The organism is Pseudomonas sp. AP3_22 TE3818 (assembly GCF_053628995.1).
This window is the reverse complement of record NZ_JBRJHL010000001.1, coordinates 3,416,011-3,435,854: the sequence shown is the minus strand read 5'-3', so window position 1 is coordinate 3,435,854 and position 19,844 is coordinate 3,416,011. Positions and strand designations below refer to the sequence as shown.

Sequence of the window (19,844 nt, the reverse complement as noted above, 5' to 3'; positions counted from 1 at the left end):
GGTTTCAGCGCTCGCCAACCAGGGCGGCAAGTGGTTTTGGCGCATAGAGCGCGCTCTGGAACTCAGGCACATATTCGTACTTCATCATTTTCCCCAGCTTCAGGGAGCGGAGGTAGTTCGACAGACTGCCGTCGCCCAGCGTGAGGGTGGCCGAATCCGCGTCCCGGCTGGAGCCATGGCTGAGCTGGCGGGAAACAGCGTACCCATAGGCCAGTTGGCCCTGGTGATCGAGATTGGTGAAACTGCTGGTGACGATATCGACATCGCGGGACAGGTCGTCGAGCTTCTTCGCTCTGAAGGACACGTCCGGTTTGCCGGTCTGGCTGTCGGTAATGTCATACACCACCGATTGCGCATCCTCTTTGCGGTCAATGCCGGTCAGCCATTTCGGCAGGTTATAACCGACGACACCACGCACCCTCGCCAACTCGGTATTCACCGGCAGCTTCAGCACATACCCCCAGAAATCGCCAGACATCGACTGGCCAATCAGCGTGAACGGCCCCAGATTGGCTTTGCCGGGTTTGTTGGTGATGATCGACACGGCCACCTCGTTGTAGGCGTCGTTATCGCAGTGCTCGTAGGTGTACGCGGTGAACGCGATCAAGCCGCGACCTGGCCAGACTTGCAGCGGCTGCACGGTGGCCAGTACTTCGGGCGGCATCAGTGCCCGGAGCCGGTCCAGGTCCGCCGTATAAACAGCCGTGACGCGACTGTTCTGGTAGTAAAAGTTTGGCGAGTACGACTCAAAGCCAATGTCGACCTTGTTCTTCTCCAATCCCTTGAACCAGCTCAGATCAACGCCCGGTACTTCTGCTGCAATCACCGCCAACGGAGGGTTGGAGCGAAAACGGTCGTACAGGCCGCCCTTGACGACGGGCACCTGGTGGCCTGCGATATCGATGGTGGTTGTGTCGGTCGGGCTGGGCATCTCAGGCGTCCCCGCCAACGCAGCGTTGGCAAAAGTGTTGAACAGTAATCCTGTTAAAACGGCGCTTGCGAGTTTCAATCGGTCTTTCTCCAGGTGATGGGATGGACTTGATGGATCAGCGAGCTACGTTGCCGGCGGCGAGCACGGCCATCACGGCTTCAGCCACGGCCTTGGGCGATTGAGGGTTCTGACCAGTCACCAGCCGCCCATCGGTGATGGCAAATGACGTGAACGGCAGCCAGCCCTTGCGGTAACGCGCACCCTGGCTCACCAACCTGTCCTCAAGGAAGAAGGGCACCTGACTCTTCATGCCCGACAACAGCTCTTCGCGGTCAGAGAATCCGGTGATGTTTCTGCCCTTGATGATCAACTGGCCTTGTTCATCCTTCAGATCCAGGAGTCCCGCTACTCCGTGGCAGACGGCCGATACGATGCCGCCCTGGTTGTAGATGGTTTCGGCGACACGCCGCAGGTCGGGGTTGTTGGGGAAATCCCACATGACACCGTGGCCTCCCGTGAAGTAGATGACGCTGAACCGGGATGGATCGACATCGGCGATCGGTATCGTGTTTTGCAGGCGAGCGCGAAAGGCAGGGGACTGCAAATGCTCACGGGCAGCCTTGTCCATGTAAAGCCAGCCGAGGCTACGCTCGTCCAGAGGCACAGCGCCGCCCCTGGGACTGGCAAAAACCGTCGTGTAGCCGGCCGCTTCCACCACATCGGTGAAATGCGTCAGCTCGGTCAGCCACAAGCCCGTGCTATCGGTTCGTGAGGGATAGCTGGCGTGGTTGGTCATGATCACCAGTATCTGGCGATCTTGCGCAACAACCGTGGAAGGGGCCGGCCCAGCATTTGCAAAAGTCATGAATGCACCGCCTATCAATACCAACGCACAGGAAATAAAGGTTTTCAACATCATCCAGGGTCCGACAGTCATGCAGGTCCGTGCATGCTCACCTTAAACCTCACTTTAAGGTCAACCCCCGCTGTTGGAAAAAACGCCGCGGCAACTCGCACACTTTTGCTTGACCCTCAACCTGACTTTAACGCTAGCGTCTGAGGCTGATCGAGCAAGGCAACAACGCTCGCCATCAATCCTGTCAGGAGCAACGCATGAGTCAGCAAGACAACCCGGATACGCAGATGAAATGGATGATTTACGGCGCCAACGGTTATACCGGCGAGTTGATCGCTCGAGATGCCGTCAAACGTGGACTCAGGCCGGTGTTGGCAGGACGCAGCCGCGACAAGGTCGAAGTCCTGGCCCGTGAACTGGGCCTTGAAGCCCGGGTGTTCGGACTGGATGACGAGGCGCGGTTACTGGCCCAGATCAAGGGCCATGGCCTGGTCTTGCACTGCGCAGGACCCTTTTCAGCGACCGCCGCACCGATGATGGAGGCCTGCCTGCGTGCCAATGCGCACTATCTGGACATCACCGGCGAGATTGCCGTCTTCGAACATGCCCAATCCCTGAATGAGCGTGCGCGTGCGGCAGGCGTGGTGATTTGCCCCGGCGTCGGCTTCGATGTGGTCCCCACTGACTGTGTCGCCGCGGCACTGAAAAACGCGCTGCCGGATGCAACGCATCTGGCGCTGGGGTTTGATTCGCGCTCCAGCTTTTCGCCTGGCACTGCCAAGACTTCGATCGAAGGCATGGCGCAGGGCGGCAAGGTACGCCGCGACGGGAGAATCGTCTCGGTACCGCTGGCCTATCGGGTCCGTCGTATCGACTTTGGCGCCGGAGAGAAACTGGCCATGACCATTCCCTGGGGCGACGTTTCCACGGCTTATCACACCACCGGCATTGCCAATATTGAAGTGTTCATACCGGGTTCTGCCGGCATGATTCGCGGTGCCAGATTTGCCAATTTGATTCGTCCGCTGCTGGGGTTGTCGTTCGTGCAGAGACTGCTCAAGGCGCGCATCGGCAAGACAGTGGTCGGTCCGGATGAGGAAAAACGTGCCGATCAAGGCACCTATGTATGGGGCGAAGCACGTAACGCTCGTGGCGATCGCAAGGTTGTGCGTGTGCACACTGCAAACGTCTATAGCTTGACGATCTACGCTGCGTTGGCCGTGGTCGACAACCTGTTACGGATGCGCCCGACTGGCGGGGCCTACACGCCTGCACGGTTGTTGGGCGCCGATCTGGTGACGCACCTGCCGGGGTCAGGTGACTTGAAAGTCGAATAGCACGTGGGAGCCAACATGGCGCTAAATAGCAGTGGATCGAGTTCTTCATAAACCTTTCAAGTTCAAACCATTGTTTTTGGCCGATTGCTGCCCGTCGCGAGGGGCAGTAATCGACCTCGATTTAGTATTTGATGTTTTACACACGGTCCACCATGAGCGCGGAGCGGACTGTCAGCTCCACAGGTATGACTGTCTACCCATCATCGCAAGCAAGGGCTAGTGGTGTTCGAATGCTTGACCGACTGGTATCAGGCAGGGGCCTTTCTTTAATCCGAAACCTGCAGGACCAGTTTCACATGAGCGTTGCCGCTCTGGAGCAGATCATGGGCTGATGCGGCGCTTTCCAGCGGCAGAACTTCGATGCGGGGTGGATGGGCCTGGCCGCTTGCGAGCAAGGCGGCAATTTTGCCGAGCGGCACACCGCTGGGCATCTTGCTGTAGGTCACCGCAGAACGCAGGCCCCGTTGTGCTGCGGCAACGTGGTTCGGGCCGGCATCCCCCTCGGCTAGCGTCAAAATGGATACGAGCATGCCATTTGGCCGCAGCAGGTCCAGACTGCCAGGCAAACTCCCGCAGCCGACGCAATCGAGCACCAGATCCACCCCTTCAGCAGCCCACTGGCGAGTGGCGGCAAGAATATCCTGTGCGCGGTAGTCGATGCTGAGTTCACACCCAAGGGACCCGCCTGAGCGGTTTTTACACGGGCAGCCTGTTCGGCCTGATTGCCTTGTCGGGCGACTGGCTGGCCTATGGCATGCCCGGCAAGGTGTTTCGCAGCAGCGTTTTTGGTCAGCCCTGGACAGCGATCGAGTCTGGGGTTTGCAGTCGATGAAGCAGATTGTAGGAATGCACTGTTGAGCCAGCTCATCGCCACTAAAGCGTTGATCCGCGCAATGGGGTGGGCGCTGGCAGAAACGTCAGGGTCAATTCGAGCTCTGCTCTGCAGACCGATGAATGGGTTGAGATGACCGGCGCTATTTGCCGTTCATCCGCACCATCGCAAGGCGTATTGCCCTCAACAGTCAGCACCCAAGGAACGCCATGACCAGCAACCATCCACTCGATGAAGATACGACCATTGCGCGTATGCGCGATGTCCTGAAGCGACAGCAAGTGGCTTTTATGACAGAAGGGCCGCCATCGACCGCATTGCGTATCGACCGTATCGACCGGGTCATTCAGTTGCTGTTAGTGAACCAGCAGCGGTTGTGCAGGGCTTTGGCAAGCGACTTTTCCTGGCGTTCCCATGATCAGTCGCTGATGAGCGACGTGCTGCTGTCGGTCGCCGGGTTCAAATATGTTCGCAATCACCTGCGCAATTGGATGAAGCCCCAGCGGCGTAGCCCGGAAATGGGCGCAGGGCGGCTGGGGGCCAAGGCTGAGATTTATTTTCAGCCACTGGGCAGCATCGGCATCATGGCGCCGTGGAATTTCCCGGTGGCCATCGCCCTCGGGCCACTGGCAGAAGCCTTGGCGGCAGGCAATCGGGCGATGATCATGTTGTCGGAGTTCACCCCAGCGACCGCGGCCTTGCTGATCGAGTTGCTGGCTGGGGTCTTTGACGAGACCGAAGTGGCAGCGTTCGTCGGTGGGGCGAAGGTCGGCGCAGCGTTCTCTGGTCTGCCGCTGGACCACATCGTCTTCACCGGCAGCCCGCGGGTAGGCAAGCTGGTGATGGCGGCAGCGGCCGAGAACCTGACGCCACTAACCCTGGAACTGGGCGGAAAATCCCCGACCATTATTGGCCGTGGTGCCGACCTGGACAGCGCCGCACGACGAATCTGGGGCGGGAAGGCTGTCAACAGCGGGCAGGCGTGCATTGCGCCCGACTACGTGCTGGTGCATGAGGACGACCGCGAGCACTTGCTGACCAGAATGCAAACCGAGCTGCAACATATTTTCCAGAGCGACTTGCGGTTTGGCGGCTGTGGCAATTCCGGCTTCGGCCATTATCGAGGAGGGGAAGGCTTCAAGGCCTTCAGCCTGCAGCGGTTGGTGTTCAAGCCGGCGTGGTTCGACGTCATGGGCCTGCTGCGGCCTCCGTACGGGAGCCTATTGCGGCGGGTGATGGGAGCCCTCCTGAAAGCACCAGCAGAAAAGCAGCAACGGAGCCGAGCATGAATCGATTGAGTCATCTTTTTGTCGTCAGCCTTTGTGCAACCTTAAGCACGATGAGCGTGGCTGCAGCGGCGCAAAAGCGGCCCAACATCGTCGTGTTAGTGGCCGACGATTGGGGTTATAGCGATGTCGGCTCGTTCGGCAGTGAAATCGCTACGCCGAATATCGACTCCTTGGCGAAGGAGGGCGTGCGCTTCGCCGATTTTCATGTCGCGGCCTCCTGCTCACCGACCCGCTCAATGCTGCTGACCGGCGTCGACAATCATCGCAATGGCGTCGGCAATATGCCGGAAACAATGCCGGCTGAGCACTTGGGCAAGCCGGGCTATGACGGCGTGCTCAATGACCGTGTTATTACCGTGGCGAGCCTGCTCAAAGACAGTGGTTATCACACCTACATCACCGGCAAATGGCATCTGGGCAAAACCGCCGGTACCTTGCCGAACAACCGTGGTTTCGAGCGTTCTTTCATTCAGGCTGACAGCGGTTCGGACAACTGGCAGGAGCGGCCCTATGCACCGCTTTACGACAAGGCCAACTGGTTCGAGAATGGCCAACCGGCGCATCTGCCCAAGGATTACTACTCATCCACCTTTATCGTCGATCGGGCCATCGATTACATCACGGCGGACAGTCATGATCAGCAACCCTTCTTCGCCTACCTCGGGTTTCAAGCCAATCACGTGCCGATCCAAGCCCCCAGGGAGGTCATAGACAAGTACCGGGGCGTTTATAAAGATGGGTGGGATGCATTGCGCAAAGCGCGCCACGCCCGTGCGATCGAATTGGGCCTGATTCCCGAGGGTTCCGGAATGGTCACAATGGCCAGTACCGGCGATTGGAATGCCTTGAGAGATGAACAGAAGCGCTACGAAGCGCGGCGTATGGAAGTGTATGCCGGCATGGCCGAAACCATGGACCGGGAAGTCGGTCGGCTTATCGACCACCTGAAGGCGACGGGCGAATATGACAACACTCTGTTCGTGTTCCTCTCTGACAATGGCAGTGAGCCCACCGATCCCTACGATATTACCGCCGTCAAACTGTGGCTGCAGTTCAACTATTCCCGTGACATCGATCGTTTGGGCGGCAAGGGCGCGTTCTCCAGCATCGGTCCGAGCTGGGCCAGTGCGGTGGCGGCGCCTCTAAGCGGTTATAAATTCTTCGCAGGCGAGGGCGGGCTGCGTACACCGCTGATCATATCCGGCGTACCCGGCATTCAGGCCAACCAGATATCCAGGGCCTTTACCCATGTCACCGACATCGTCCCGACCCTGCTTGAGGCGGCCGGAGTCAAGGCCCACGATGGGTTTTACCGGGGCAAAGCCGTTGAACCGCTGATCGGCAGCAGCCTGGTACCGGTGTTGCAAGGCAAGAGCGAGTTGGTGCATTCACCGCAGAAGGCGATCGGTTATGAACTGTCCGGCAGCGCCGCCCTGTTCAAGGGCGATTACAAGCTGGTGAAAAACATCGAGCCTGTCGGGGATGGCCAGTGGCACCTGTACAACCTCAAGACCGACCCTGGCGAAGTATTCGATTTGCAGCAGCAGATGCCGGAGCGTTTCGTCAGCATGCAGGTCGATTACACCGAATATGCCCGGGCCAACAACGTTCTACCAATGCCCGTTGGTTATGATTACAAGCGCCAAGGGCAACTGTACGCACTCAAGCATGTGTTGATTCCCAAACTCAAGGCAGCATGGCCGCCAGCTCTGGTTGGGTTGCTACTGCTGGCCGGCGCCTTGGTGGTATGGCGTCGCTGTCGCAACGAGCGCGCTTCGTGATCAGTAGCTTGAACATGATTGAAGAGAGTCTTCTCGCAGTGCTTCTGAAAAAATAACCGACAGGCCGGTTTGGCCTGTCGGTTCGGCTTTCTATATCAATTGTTGAATCTGATCCTCGCTCAAGCCTGCTTCACGCAACACCCGAGCACTGTGTTCGCCACGCGTGGGGATGGTGCCAATGCCTGACGGGGTGGCTGAGAAGCGCGGCGCCGGTGCAGCCTGCAACACGCCATCACGTCGAGAATACACATTGCGAGCGGCCATATGCGGGTGAGTGAGCGCTTCGGCTGGCGTCAATACCGGGGCGAAACAGGCATCGCTGCCTTCGAGCAAATCCACCCAGTGCTGGCGTGGCTGGCTGGCGAACACGTCCGCCAGTCGCTCGCGCAGCGCGCCCCACAGGCGAGCGTCATAGGGCTTCTTGAAATTCTGGTCGTCGCCCAGGCCCAGTTTGTTGAACAGCAAGGTGTTGAACTGCGGTTCGAGCGCTTGCACGCTGACAAAAAGACCATCGGCACAGGCATAAGTGCGCGCCCAGTGGGCGCCGTCCAGTAACCCGCAACCGCGTTGCAGGGGTTGCTGACCGGCGGCGTGGGCAGACAGCAACAGGTTCATCAGGTTGGCGCTGCCATCGACGATGGCGGCATCCACCACCTGGCCCATGCCACTGGTGCTGCAATTGATAATCCCGGCCAGAATACCCATCGCTAGATACAGCGCACCTCCACCCAGGTCGCCCACCAGGGTCGGCGGGGCCATCGGCGGCTCGCCCGCTTCGCCGCTGAACCACAAGGCGCCGGACAGGGCGATGTAGTTCAGGTCATGGCCGGCGGCATGGGCCAATGGTCCTTGCTGCCCCCAGCCGGTCATGCGTCCGTAGACCAGACGCGGATTGCGCGCCAGGCAGACCTCGGGACCCAGCCCTAGACGCTCCATGACACCCGGGCGCATGCCTTCGATCAGTGCATCGGCGCCCTCAATCAGGCGCAGCACCGCTTCGATTGCCGCCGGATCTTTGAGGTCCAGGGCAATCGATTGTTTGCCGCGATTGACGATACTGTGCTTGCCCAGATTGAGCATGTCGGCACCGTTGCTGGCGGCACGCTCCACCAGAATCACTTCGGCGCCCATGTCGGCCAGCAACATGCCGCAAAACGGCCCCGGCCCGATCCCGGCGATTTCGACGATACGAACGCCATCAAGAACTCCCATGCTATTGCTCCTTTGAATGATATGAATGGCCCAAAAAAACGGTTATCAACAGATGAAATACCACCGCAGGCCACAACAGCAGACTGTGGATGACATACAGTCCGAGGTAGACCAGATAGAATGCGATGACAGCGTTGTAGAACAGCATGCCCCGGACCGCACCGGTGTTGGCTGGGCCTGGCCAGCATGCCAATGCGAGCGAAAGCAGGGCCAGGCCGAAACACCGCGCAAACAGGTTGGTCAGCTCGCCGGTGTCGATCTCGAGCAACCAGGCACCGAGCAGCCCTGGGTTAAATAAAAGCGCAAGCCCTGTCACGAATTCGGTGATGACGGCAAGCACAAGTAGGTTACGCGGATTGATCAAATGCGATGGATTCATGGTTGACCTTCGAGGTGGACTTCGCACCCATTGTCAGGGCAAGCGTCGTGCAGCACCGGTCAATTGGATCAAATCGCAGGTCGCTGCAGCGGGGAGAGTCAATCCGCAATGGGAATCGGCCGGGCAGGCCCCGTCACAGTCATTGACCGGACAGGTCGACGGGGGGAGTATTTGAACTCGCACTTTGTAGAGGGAGGTCAGGATTGAAAGGGGATACGTCAATCACCGGTGCTAAATCATCATGGCGTGACGATGCACTGGACCCCACGACCATCAGTAGCTACACCGTGGCGATCGCCAGGGCGCTGGAGGCCAGTGGCGTCGACAGTTCGCGGATTTTTCAGGCTTTTGGCATCCCGAAGTTCTCATCCAACGATCCGTTGGCGCGCCTGCCAACCAGCACCATGACCCGGTTGTACCGAGCGTGCGTGAACGAGACGAATAACCCGTATTTCGGCCTGCTCGTCTCCAAATACATCCACCTTTCCCACCTCCACGCACTGGGCTATGCACTGGTCGCCAGCAGCACGCTGATGGATTATTGCCGGCGTCTGGAGCGTTATTTTCGGTTGGTCTCGCAAGTGGCCAAAATCAGTGTCCTGGAGGAGGACGACAAGGTCCTGCTGCGCGTCGACTACCTGGCGGATATCAGTGGCGAGACTGAAGACGCCTTTTTCGGGTTTCTGCTGTATAGCATGCGCCTGCTGTACAAGCCTGAATTCAACCCGTTACGCCTGGAGCTTCATCGGCCCATGCCCCATGAGGGGGGCCAGCCTTATGAAGCGTTGTTTCGTATTCCTGTGGTTTTTTCCCAGGCCCATAGCCTGGTGGTCTTCGCCAAGCGGGACATGGCCCAGTTGCTCGTCGGCGATTGCCCGGAACTGGCGCAGGTCAACGACAACATCATCATCGGTTATCTGGCGAAGCTGGACAAAAACGATGTGATCACCGGCGTGACCCAGAAGATCATCGAGCTCCTGCCAGATGGCGATTGCTCCCGGGATCGGGTGGCGAGCGCGTTATGCATGAGCCCGACCAAGCTGCAGCGCAAACTGTCGCAACGCGGCACCCACTTCCAACAACTGCTCGACGACACACGCAAGGAGCTGGCCTTTAGTTACCTGCGCCAGCCTTCGCGGCCGGTGACCGAGATCACCTTTTTGCTCGGTTTCAGCGATACCAGCAACTTCACTCGGGCGTTCAGGCGCTGGACGGGGCTTTCGCCGACGGATTTTCGGCAGCAGGCATAGGAAACTGCCGCAATCTATCCGGAGCAGACCCGAACTGCGTCCCGATGAAAATCGAAACTGACGATCCTGTACTCGCTGCGCCGGCTCATGGCATTGCCAGCCGGAGTGCTGGCGATCAAAGCGCGATTGATGTCCGCGTGAAAAGGCGCTGATCAATTGCATCCAATGCATCGGCCCGATCAGCAATATCCATTCACGCCCTAACTTTCTGGCCACTCGGCGCTCAACCTCCCTGCATTGTGTTGACAGGTGATTGCGCGCAAATGACCGGCACCCGGCTCCTGCCCGCGATACAACACTCTCGACCGATCCGGTATGCGACCTCATCTGCAGGTCGCATTCGTGAAACCACCGAGAGGCAAGTACGTTTGATGAATAACAACAATAAGATCTGCCATCCAAACTTGAGACGTGGGCTTTTGGCGTCGGCGATTATGGCCGGGCTGGGTGTGACGCCGGTACAGGCCTTCGAATTCGACACGGGCAATGAAGATCTGTCGGTGCGTTTCGACAACACCTTCAAGTTCAACTACGCCCAGCGGGTGGAAAGCGCCAACTTCAAACTGGCCAATGCCTGGAACAACAATGACGGCGACCGCAACTTCTCCTCGGGCAGTGCGGTGGCCCAGCGCCTGGATGTGCTCTCCGAACTGGATGTGGTCTACAAGCAGAAGGTCGGCTTTCGCGTCAGTGCCGACAGCTGGTACGACCATGCCTATGACAATGTCGGCAGCGACAATGCCGCGACCAATCAGCTCAACAGCGGCCGACCGGATTCGCGCCATGTGAGCGGTTATGTCGATCGTTACTACAACGGCCCATCGGCCGAGATCCTCGATGCCTTCGTCTTTGGCAGCGCGGAAATCGGCGAAGAGTCGATGCTCAGCGCCAAGCTCGGCAAGCACACCCAGTACTGGGGCGAGAGCATCCTGGCCTTCGCCCACGGCAACAGCTATGGCCAGTCCGGTCTGGACATTACCAAGGCTTTGTCGGTACCGGGTACCGAAGCCAAGGAGCTGTTCATCCCACGCAACCAGCTGTCCACCAGTCTTACGGTCAACCCGGAGCTGACCCTGGGGGCCCAGTACTTCCTCGACTGGGACGCTTCGCGCCTGCCGGAATCGGGTACCTACCTGGGCTTCAACGATGGCATCCAGAATGGCGGGCATAACCTCTCGCTGATCGGCGGTCTCAATCCGTTCTTCGGTGCGCCCGGGCCGATCGGTGGCAACCAGTACCTGCGCCTGACCAACGGCCATACCTTCACCCCGGACAAGCACGGCGACTTCGGTCTGATGGCCAAGTGGAGCCCGGAATGGCTGGACGGCACCCTCGGCGTCTACTACCGCAACACCTCCGACATCCTGCCGAACGTGGCACTGCAACCGACCGCCATCGGTCCTGCACAACTGATCTCCGGCAAGGCCGGTAGCTACAACCAGTTCTACGTCGATGACATCGATATCTACGGCATCAGCCTGTCCAAGAGCATTGCCGGAGTGAGCGTCGGTCTTGATGTGAACTACCGCGAGAACATGCCCCTGTCCAGCGTCCCGGCAACCGTCAGCCCGGCCGCGGCGGCCGCCCGTTTACCAGGCTTTATCGGCAGCTTCGATGGTGACAACGGTGTGGCTCGCGGCAACACGGTGCACGCCGTGCTCAACGGCCTGACCACCTTCGCCGACACGCCGGTCTGGGACAGCGCCTCGCTGCTGGTGGAACTGGGTTACAGCCGCTGGCTGGACGTGACCGACAACAAGCAGCTGTTCAAGGGCGAGGACTGGTACCGCGGCGTCGACAAGGTCACCAAGGACAACTACATCTTGGGCGTCAACTTCAACCCAACCTGGTACCAGGTCTTCCCCGGTATCGATATGTCGATGCCGGCTACCTATAACGTTGGCCTCAAAGGTAACTCTGCCGTGCAGCTGGGCGGCAACGAGAACGCCGGCAGCTATTCGGTCGGCGTCGGCATGGATGTACACAACCAATATCGCTTCGACCTCAAGTACGTGGACAACTTCGGTCCGTTCGATACCTGCAATTCACGGGGCAACGCTGGCAGCCAGGGGGACGGCGCTGCGCCGGGCGCCAACGGGCAATACAACTGCACCCCAGGGCAAGCTACCGCCTTTGGCGGCCCCCCGTCCCAGCTCAAGGATCGCGGCATGGTCACCTTTACTTTCAAAACGACTATCTGATCGAACCGTTGCCCAGCAACAGGAGACACCCCATGAAATTTGTCAAAACCTTACTGGCCATCACCCTTGCGCTGGCCGTCGCAAGTGCCGCCCATGCGGCCGTATCCCCGGACCAGGCTGCCAAGCTCGGTAGCACCCTGACGCCAGTCGGCGCTGAAAAAGCCGGCAATGCCGAGGGCACCATCCCGGCCTACACCGGCGGGCTCACCACGGCACCGGCCAGCTTCCAGAAAGGCAGTTCCTTTCGCCCCGATCCCTTCGATGGCGAGAAACCGACGTTGGTGATCGATGGAAAAAATGCCGCCCAGTACGCCGGCAAGCTGACGGCTTCGACCCTGGAACTGCTCAAGCGTTACCCGTCCTATCGCGTCGATGTCTACCCGACCCACCGCACCGTGGCGCTGTCACCGCAAGTGCTGGAAAACACCGCGAAAAACGCAGTGAACACCAAGACCTCCGAGGGTGGTCTTGCACTGGAAAATACCTTGCCGGGCGTGCCATTTCCAATCCCTGTCGATGGCAATGAAGCGATGTGGAACCATCTATTGCGCTATCAGGGTGTCGGCTTCAATACCAAGTACGACTCCTGGAACGTCGACTCCTCTGGTGTCGCTTCGCTGAGCTCCACCGGCAACGTCAATGTGGAATACCCGCTATACGCGCCGAATCGTCCGGCCGGTACGGTCGCCTCTGACGAAATTTTCTACAAGATCAAGCTGCAGTACACCGGGCCCGCCCGCCGCGCGGGTGAAGCCGTGTTGGTCATGGATGCGGTCAACCCGATGAAACAACCGCGCCGCGCCTGGCAGTACTTGCCGGGACAACGCCGGGTCAAGTTGGCGCCGGACCTGGCCTACGATACGCCAAACCCGGGCACGATGGGGGCGGCTACCTATGACGATGCCTTCCTGTTCAACGGCGCGTTGGATCGCTACGACTTCAAGCTGGTCGGCAAGAAGGAGATGTACGTCCCGTACAACACCTACAAGCTGAGCTACCACGAAAAAGCAGCCGACGTGACCACTCCTCACCACGTCAACCCCGATCTGATGCGCTGGGAACTGCATCGTGTCTGGGTCATCGAGGCAACGCTCAAGCCCGGCAAGCGCCATATCTACAGCAAGCGCACCTTTTACCTCGATGAAGACAGTTGGATCGCTGTGGCTTCCGACGAATACGACGCCCGTGGTCAGCTTTACCGCGGGGGCTTTGCCCACCTGACCCAGAGCTACGACGTGCAGGCGCCGGACTCCTTCAACCACATGCTCTATGACTTTGTCTCCGGCGTTTACAACATCAACGGCGTCTATGGCCCTTATGGCGGCCTCAAATACATCGAGCCTCTTTCCAAGGCCCAGTGGGTGCCAGAGTCACTGGCCGGCGCGGGCATCCGCTAACCGAACCCCATAGCGGTGTTTGCCATCGGGAGGGCGCTAAGCCTCCCGGTGGCCTTTTTCCCGGAAAATACATATGACTATGTTTAGGTGGATAGCGCTCACGGCACTCGGCGTGGCATTGGCGCTGCCCTTTACCAGATCCGTCGTGGCGGCGGAGTTTGCCGATACCCTCGATCAGCCCGCGATCCAGGTCGAAAAGGCATTGCAGGGTATTTTCACCGGGTTGGCGACTGCCGGTCCGCGCTTGGTTGCGGTTGGCCAGCGTGGCCACATTTTTTACTCCGACGATGCGGGTGGGCATTGGCAGCAAGCCCGTGTGCCGGTCAGCTCCGATCTGGTTGCCGTGTATTTTCCGAGCCACCGCCAGGGCTGGGCCGTTGGCCACGATGGAGTGGTATTGCACAGCAGCGATGCTGGCCAATCCTGGATCCGTCAGTTCGATGGCCGCCAGGTGGGTCCGAGCATGCTCGCACACTACCAGCGACTGGCCGCCGCGCAGCCTTCGGACATTGACTTGCAAGCACGGGTTGTTGAGGCCCGACACATGAGCGAGGAGGGCGCAGACAAACCGTTCCTCGATGTGTGGTTCGAGAACGATCGGGTAGGTTACATCGTCGGGGCCTTCAACCTGATTTTTCGCACCGAAGACGGTGGCCAAACTTGGACCCCTTGGCTGGACCGCACGGAAAACCCGGGTGCGCTGAACCTTTATGCATTGCGCCCGGTCGGCAACGACCTGTTCATCGTTGGCGAACAAGGCCTCGTGCTCAAGCTCGATCCGGCGACGCAACGCTTCAACGCAACCTCTTTACCCTACAAGGGCACATTCTTCGGCATCACCGGCAAACCCGGCGCGGTGCTGGTGTTTGGCCTGCGCGGCACCGCGTATCGCAGCGTCGATGGGGGGGGCAACTGGAGCAAGGTCGAACTCGGCCTGCCCCTGAGCATCACCGCGAGCGCGCTCACTGCGGACGGGCGGATCCTCCTGCTCAGCCAGGCCGGCCACGTGCTGGTCAGCAACGACGACGGGGCCAGCTTCAAGCAACAGCCACACAATGGCCTGGCGCCGGTTGCTGCCGCGCAGGTATCAGCTGCGGGCTCGCTGGTGCTGGCCGGCGCGCACGGCCTGCGTCAGTTGCCCCTCGAGTAAGCCCACTTGCGTATAACAAAAGAGACAAGAAACGATATGGGTCACTACGAACGCGATACGATGCCGACGGTCAAGGAACTCAGGGGCTTTGATGCACGCTCCGGAAACCTGCTCGAACGCCTGATTTTCAACAACCGCCTGCTGGTGGTGCTGACCTGCCTGACCGTGACCGTTTTGCTGGGCTACTTCGCAGTGACCCGGCTGGCGCTCACCGCCAGCTTCGAGAAGATGCTGCCGCAAAGCCAGCCATTCATCCAGAATTACCTGGAGAACCGCCAGTCCCTGCGTGGGCTGGGTAACGCGGTGCGGGTGGTGGTGGAAAACAGCGAAGGCGACATCTTTGATCCGCACTACCTCGAGGTGCTCAAACAGGTCAACGACACCCTGCTCATCACCCCGGGCGTGGACCGGGCCTGGATGAAATCATTGTGGACGCCTGCAGTGCGCTGGACCGAAGTGACCGAGGAGGGATTCCAGGGTGGTCCGGTAATGCCGGATGCCTATGACGGCTCGCCCAAGGGAGTCGAGCAATTGCGGCTGAACATCGCTCGCTCAGGGATAGTCGGCAGCCTGGTGGGCAACAACTTCAAGTCAAGCATGATCTTCGTGCCATTGCTGGAGAAAGACCCGGTCACAGGCAACGCCATCGATTACCACGCCTTTTCGACCATGCTCGAAGAACAGCTGCGCCACAAGTACGAATTCGCAGGCGAATCCAATGCACATGGGCAGGGCGAGGAGGGCAAAGGCTCGATAAAGATCCATGTGATTGGCTTTGCCAAGCTGGTTGGCGAGCTGATCGATGGCCTGGCGCAGGTCATGATGTTCTTCGGCGCCGCCGCGCTGATCGCCACAGCCATAATTTTCTTCTTCACCCGCTGCGTACGCAGCACGACATTGGTGATCCTGTGTTCGGTGATCGCCGTGGCCTGGCAGCTCGGGCTCGTCACATTGCTGGGCTATGCGCTCGATCCGTTCTCGAGCCTCGTGCCGTTCCTGGTGTTTGCCATCGGCGTGTCCCATGGTGCGCAGAAGATGAACGGGATCATGCTGGACGTCGGGCGCGGCACGCACAAGCTGATCGCTGCGCGCTACACTTTTCGCCGCCTGTTCCTCGCTGGCCTCACGGCGTTGCTCGCCGATGCCGTCGGCTTTGCCGTGCTGATGCTGATCGACATTCCGGTGATCCAGGACCTGGCGGTTACCGCCAGTATCGGCGTGGCGGTATTGATCGTTACCAACCTGGTGCTATTGCCGGTGCTGCTGTCCTACTGGGGCGTGAGTCGCAAGGCCGCGGCGCGCAGTTTGCGCCAGGAAGACAAGGAACTGCACGGCAAGGGCCTGGGCAACCTCTGGAGCCTGCTCGACCGTTTCACCGAGCGTAGCTGGGCCGCCGTGGCAGTCACCGTCGCCTGCTTGCTGGCCATAGGTGGTTTCATGGTCAGCACCCATTTGAAGATCGGCGACCTCGATCCTGGGGCACCCGAATTACGGGCTGACTCACGCTACAACCGCGACAACGCCTATATCACCGCAAACTATTCGCTGTCTAGCGATCAGTTTGCGGTGATGCTCAAGACCCTCAGCGAAGGTTGCCTGAAGTACGAAACGCTGGTGGAAGCCGATCGCCTAGGGTGGTTGCTGCAACAGCAACCAGGCGTGCAGACCACAGTGTCGCTGGTCAATGCGGTGCGACAGATCACCGCGGGTTCCTATGAAGGCAACCCGAAGATGCTGACCATCGCGCGCAATCAGGATGTATTGAACTACGGTGCGCAACAGGCCTCGGTAAACAATCCAGAACTCTTCAACAACGATTGCTCGATGATGCCCATCGTGGCCTATCTTTCGGACCACAAGGCACAGACGCTGGATCATGTGGTGCAAGTCGCCGAGACCTTCGCACGTGAACACAGCAATGATGAGCGACAGTTCATGCTCGCCGCCGGCAGTGCCGGGATCGAAGCAGCGACCAATATCGTTGTACGCGAGGCCAACCGGACCATGCTGCTTTATGTGTACGGTGCGGTGATCGTGCTGTGCTTCATTACCTTTCGCAGCTGGCGAGCGGTAGTGGTGGCAGTGGTGCCGCTGATGCTTACATCGATTCTCTGCGAGGCCCTGATGGTCTGGTTGGGCATGGGCGTGAAGGTGGCCACGCTGCCAGTGATTGCTTTGGGCGTCGGCATTGGTGTGGACTACGCGTTGTACCTGCTCAGCGTACAGATCGCACAGCAGCGCGCCGGCCTGTCGTTGACCGAGGCTTACAAGAACTCGGTGGCCTTTACTGGCAAGGTGGTCGCACTGGTGGGCATAACGCTGGCGGCGGGCGTCATCACCTGGGCCTGGTCACCGATCAAGTTCCAGGCCGACATGGGGATTTTGCTGACATTCATGTTTGTCTGGAACATGGTCGGGGCATTGGTGTTGATTCCGGCGCTTTCGCATTTTCTGCTGCGCGACGTGTCAACCAAAGCGGCCATCAGATAACTACCCTGCGTCAGACCACCCAAACTTGATCGAAGTTATGACAAGAGCTTGCGGGCAGCGATGATCGCCTCGTATCGGCTCGATACGTTGAGCTTGATGAAGATGTTCTTGAGGTTCCACTTGACCGTCTGCACGCTGATGTCCAGTGCCAACGCGATACGTTTGTTCGACATCAATTGTTCGACCAGCGCGAGGATTTCTTGTTCGCGCTTGGTCAGCCTCAGGGTTTGTGCATGAGCAGTGTTGTTCTCAGAGGACTTGGCGCTGGCCGTTGTCATGGCTTTGTTCAAGTTGGACAACAGTTTTTGCCGGTACTGTTCTACCTCCTTGTTGGTCTGTTTTTCGAGTTTGAGCAGCAGTTCGTGCAGCGCCTCTCCTTCGTCGAGGAAAGTGCGCATCAGACCCAGGCGGTACCCGGAGGCGATCGCAGTGCCGAGGCTGCAGCTGGCTTCATCGTCACGGCCAAGTTCATCGAGCGCGAACGCCTTGAGTATGTCGGCCTTGACCAGGAGTATGCCGCGGTTTAATTGCTGACCGATGGCATGCACTTGCTCAAGGTCTGCCAAGGCCTGTTCAGCTTGCTGCCGGGCAAGAGACAGGCGGGCACGTGATAGCGCGGCCGTACTCTGGATGATCAGTTGGCGCGACTCAGTGCTCTGAGGGGTACCCGCCAGGTCATCAAGGGTCGTCTGCAGGGAGTGAGCATGGCGCCAGTCGCCGGTCATCAATGTGACTCTGACCTGTTCGGCGAGCATCAGGGCGATGCCATTGTCCCGTCCCATATTTCGGAAGTGCGCCTCCTGCGTAACCAGATAGTCCAGGGCGGCCTGCGCACTCTCCTGCAGGCACTGTAGCCGTGCATGGGTCAGCGTGGCGCAGTACATGTATTCGGGCAGAGAAAAGTGCAGCACGTTCAGGCGGTTGGCGAGCGTTTCGCGGGCGTCGTCGATGCGGTCAATCTCATACAGCACGGCGCCCATAATAGTGGCCATCGTACTCGCGCTGAGCGAGCGACGGCCGTAACCGGCTTCAGCCGTGGCAAGAATACTCGCACAGCTACGTTCGGCTTCCAGCATATTGCCTTCAAGCCAGGCGACATTAACGATGCCGGCGCGATTGAGCAATGCCATTTCGGAGTCGTGGGTTTGCAGGAAGCGGGCACCTGGCGCATTGAATTCGCTTCGTGCTTCGCTACTGCGTCCCAGAAAGGCGAGCGCACCTACTGTTATGCCAACACGGAAACAATCGAAGAACGGGTGGCGCAATGGCCCGTCGCCGACGACCCGAACCAGGGCCAGCACCGTTTCGACATCCTCTTGGAAAACCGCGATAACTGCATGGAGTAATGTGATGTAGCGCATTTGAAGAGGCGACATCTGGTCTGGGCTGAGCGTACTGACAAGCTGTCTGGCGCGCTCCAGATGCCCGGTAATTGCGGCAAACCACGCACTCATCAACACCAACTGTGGATGGCGCTCAAGCAAATCTGCCGGTACCTGGTCGATCCAGCGCATAAACATGCCCAGATGGCTGAGGCTGCTGGTGGTGGGCACGGCGCTCTGGATGATTTGCACCACGCTGTTGAAGTCTTCGCTCACAAGCGCGTGGCGGATGGCCTCCGGGTACAGCTTTTCGTGGTTAAACCACTCTGCCGCACGTAGGTGCAGTCGGCTGGCGTCGATCTGACTTTCGGCCAGGCGCTGGCCAAGAAACTCGGCGAACATCGGGTGCCAGCGGTACCACTGGTAGCGTTCTTGCAGGTCGACCGCAAACAGGAACAGATTGCGTGCCTCAAGGGTGGCGATCAGCTCTGCTGCGTTATCAATTTCGCAGACGTGGGCGGCCAGTTCCGTATTGAAGCGGCGCAGGATCGAGAGCTTTTGCATGAACTCGAACAACGCGTCGGGGAGGTCGCTGATAACATCTTCGGACAAGTAGGCGCCGAGGTTTGCACTGCTGAGCAATTGCTGACGGGTTTGCTTGCCTGGCTTGACCTTCATGGAGATGGACAGCAGTTGCAGGCCTATCGGCCAGCCGTTGGTCAGGTCATGAATGACATGGGCAGCATCGAGGTCGATAGCCGCATCCAGATGGCTCTTGAGAAAGTGGTAAGACTCACAGAATGCGAACGTCAGCTCACTGCTCTCGATCTCGCACAATTCGCCTATCGCCCGCAGCCTTCCGAGCAACAGTGGTGAGGCTAGCCGCGAGGCCAGTATTAGATGAAAATTCGCCGGCGCATTGTCAACCAAAGCCTGAACCAGAGCGAGGATGGTCGGGCTGTTGATGTGATGAAAATCATCGATCATCAGGTATTGCTCGGCACCGTTGCGGTCGAGCGAGTTGATCAGTGCCGCACAGATCGCTTGAAGCCAGTCATTGTCGCCAGGGTCGAGCAGCAGCAAATCGTCCTCGAGCGCCAGCCCCATTTTCTGCAGCGCTGTAATCAGCCCTGCACAGAAGGTTTCTGGTGCATCGTCCTCGGCGTTCAGCGACAGCCACGACACCACCTCGCCAGCCTTGAGCAACTCCAGCCGCCATTGCGTCATCAACGTGGTTTTGCCGAAACCAGCGCTGCCGGTAATCAGCAGGAGGCGGTGGTGGCGTGCATCGTGCAGACGGGCCATTAACACTTCGCGCAGCATTGCCTGGCCAGATATGCGAGGAGGGGCAAATTTGGTGGAGACAAGCAGGGAAGTCGATTTCATGAGGCTTCCATTTTTATTGGCTGGCCAAATG

14 protein-coding genes are annotated in these 19,844 nt (G+C 59.1%); 8 read left to right on the top strand and 6 right to left on the bottom strand.

What is annotated here, in order from left to right; translation table 11 throughout:
* Window positions 1-4: 4 nt before the first annotated feature.
* Both AB7M25_RS15445 and AB7M25_RS15440 read right to left on the bottom strand, forming a co-directional pair.
* Window positions 5-931: an acetoacetate decarboxylase (ADC) gene (locus AB7M25_RS15445; RefSeq protein ID WP_454237568.1), complete on the bottom strand. Its 927-nt coding sequence runs from the start codon at window positions 929-931 to the stop codon at window positions 5-7.
* A 115-nt stretch (window positions 932-1,046) separates the two neighbouring features.
* A complete protein-coding gene (locus AB7M25_RS15440) occupies window positions 1,047-1,850 on the bottom strand; it encodes a type 1 glutamine amidotransferase domain-containing protein (RefSeq protein ID WP_429385216.1) in 804 nt (267 codons plus the stop codon).
* A 194-nt stretch (window positions 1,851-2,044) separates the two neighbouring features.
* Between AB7M25_RS15440 and AB7M25_RS15435 the strand changes: the two genes are divergently transcribed.
* Window positions 2,045-3,124 (top strand): saccharopine dehydrogenase family protein, encoded by a 1,080-nt coding sequence (locus tag AB7M25_RS15435; protein ID WP_429385215.1) that lies wholly within the window; start codon window positions 2,045-2,047, stop codon window positions 3,122-3,124.
* A gap of 266 nt (window positions 3,125-3,390) precedes the next feature.
* Here the strand turns inward: AB7M25_RS15435 and AB7M25_RS15430 are convergent, their stop codons facing one another.
* On the bottom strand, window positions 3,391-3,927 hold the full coding sequence (locus tag AB7M25_RS15430; protein ID WP_454238360.1) for a zinc-binding dehydrogenase: 537 nt from the start codon (window positions 3,925-3,927) through the stop codon (window positions 3,391-3,393).
* A 238-nt stretch (window positions 3,928-4,165) separates the two neighbouring features.
* On the opposite strand from AB7M25_RS15430, the gene AB7M25_RS15425 reads away from it, so the two are divergent.
* Both AB7M25_RS15425 and AB7M25_RS15420 read left to right on the top strand, forming a co-directional pair.
* Window positions 4,166-5,245: an aldehyde dehydrogenase family protein gene (locus AB7M25_RS15425; RefSeq protein WP_454237567.1), complete on the top strand. Its 1,080-nt coding sequence runs from the start codon at window positions 4,166-4,168 to the stop codon at window positions 5,243-5,245.
* Window positions 5,242-7,026, top strand: a complete 1,785-nt coding sequence (locus tag AB7M25_RS15420; RefSeq protein WP_454237566.1) for an arylsulfatase — start codon at window positions 5,242-5,244, stop codon at window positions 7,024-7,026. Before AB7M25_RS15425 ends, AB7M25_RS15420 begins: the two co-directional genes overlap by 4 nt.
* A 90-nt stretch (window positions 7,027-7,116) precedes the next feature.
* Here the strand turns inward: AB7M25_RS15420 and AB7M25_RS15415 are convergent, their stop codons facing one another.
* Both AB7M25_RS15415 and AB7M25_RS15410 read right to left on the bottom strand, forming a co-directional pair.
* Complete coding sequence (locus AB7M25_RS15415; RefSeq protein ID WP_429518197.1) at window positions 7,117-8,238, bottom strand: CaiB/BaiF CoA transferase family protein; 1,122 nt, start codon at window positions 8,236-8,238, stop codon at window positions 7,117-7,119.
* A 1-nt stretch (window position 8,239) separates the two neighbouring features.
* Complete coding sequence (locus AB7M25_RS15410) at window positions 8,240-8,617, bottom strand: hypothetical protein (RefSeq protein ID WP_454237565.1); 378 nt, start codon at window positions 8,615-8,617, stop codon at window positions 8,240-8,242.
* A gap of 203 nt (window positions 8,618-8,820) precedes the next feature.
* On the opposite strand from AB7M25_RS15410, the gene AB7M25_RS15405 reads away from it, so the two are divergent.
* From AB7M25_RS15405 to AB7M25_RS15385, 5 genes are all read left to right on the top strand, one after another.
* Window positions 8,821-9,867, top strand: a complete 1,047-nt coding sequence (locus AB7M25_RS15405) for an AraC family transcriptional regulator (RefSeq protein WP_429385210.1) — start codon at window positions 8,821-8,823, stop codon at window positions 9,865-9,867.
* A 371-nt stretch (window positions 9,868-10,238) separates the two neighbouring features.
* On the top strand, window positions 10,239-12,068 hold the full coding sequence (locus tag AB7M25_RS15400) for a DUF1302 domain-containing protein (RefSeq protein ID WP_429518198.1): 1,830 nt from the start codon (window positions 10,239-10,241) through the stop codon (window positions 12,066-12,068).
* 32 nt (window positions 12,069-12,100) lie between these two features.
* On the top strand, window positions 12,101-13,465 hold the full coding sequence (locus tag AB7M25_RS15395) for a DUF1329 domain-containing protein (protein WP_429385207.1): 1,365 nt from the start codon (window positions 12,101-12,103) through the stop codon (window positions 13,463-13,465).
* A gap of 73 nt (window positions 13,466-13,538) precedes the next feature.
* Window positions 13,539-14,615: a WD40/YVTN/BNR-like repeat-containing protein gene (locus AB7M25_RS15390; RefSeq protein WP_429385205.1), complete on the top strand. Its 1,077-nt coding sequence runs from the start codon at window positions 13,539-13,541 to the stop codon at window positions 14,613-14,615.
* A 36-nt stretch (window positions 14,616-14,651) separates the two neighbouring features.
* A complete protein-coding gene (locus AB7M25_RS15385) occupies window positions 14,652-17,105 on the top strand; it encodes an efflux RND transporter permease subunit (RefSeq protein ID WP_454237564.1) in 2,454 nt (817 codons plus the stop codon).
* A 35-nt stretch (window positions 17,106-17,140) separates the two neighbouring features.
* On the opposite strand, the gene AB7M25_RS15380 is transcribed toward AB7M25_RS15385, so the two are convergent.
* Window positions 17,141-19,813, bottom strand: coding sequence for a LuxR C-terminal-related transcriptional regulator (locus tag AB7M25_RS15380; protein ID WP_429385202.1), 2,673 nt, complete (start codon window positions 19,811-19,813; stop codon window positions 17,141-17,143).
* Window positions 19,814-19,844: the final 31 nt, after the last annotated feature.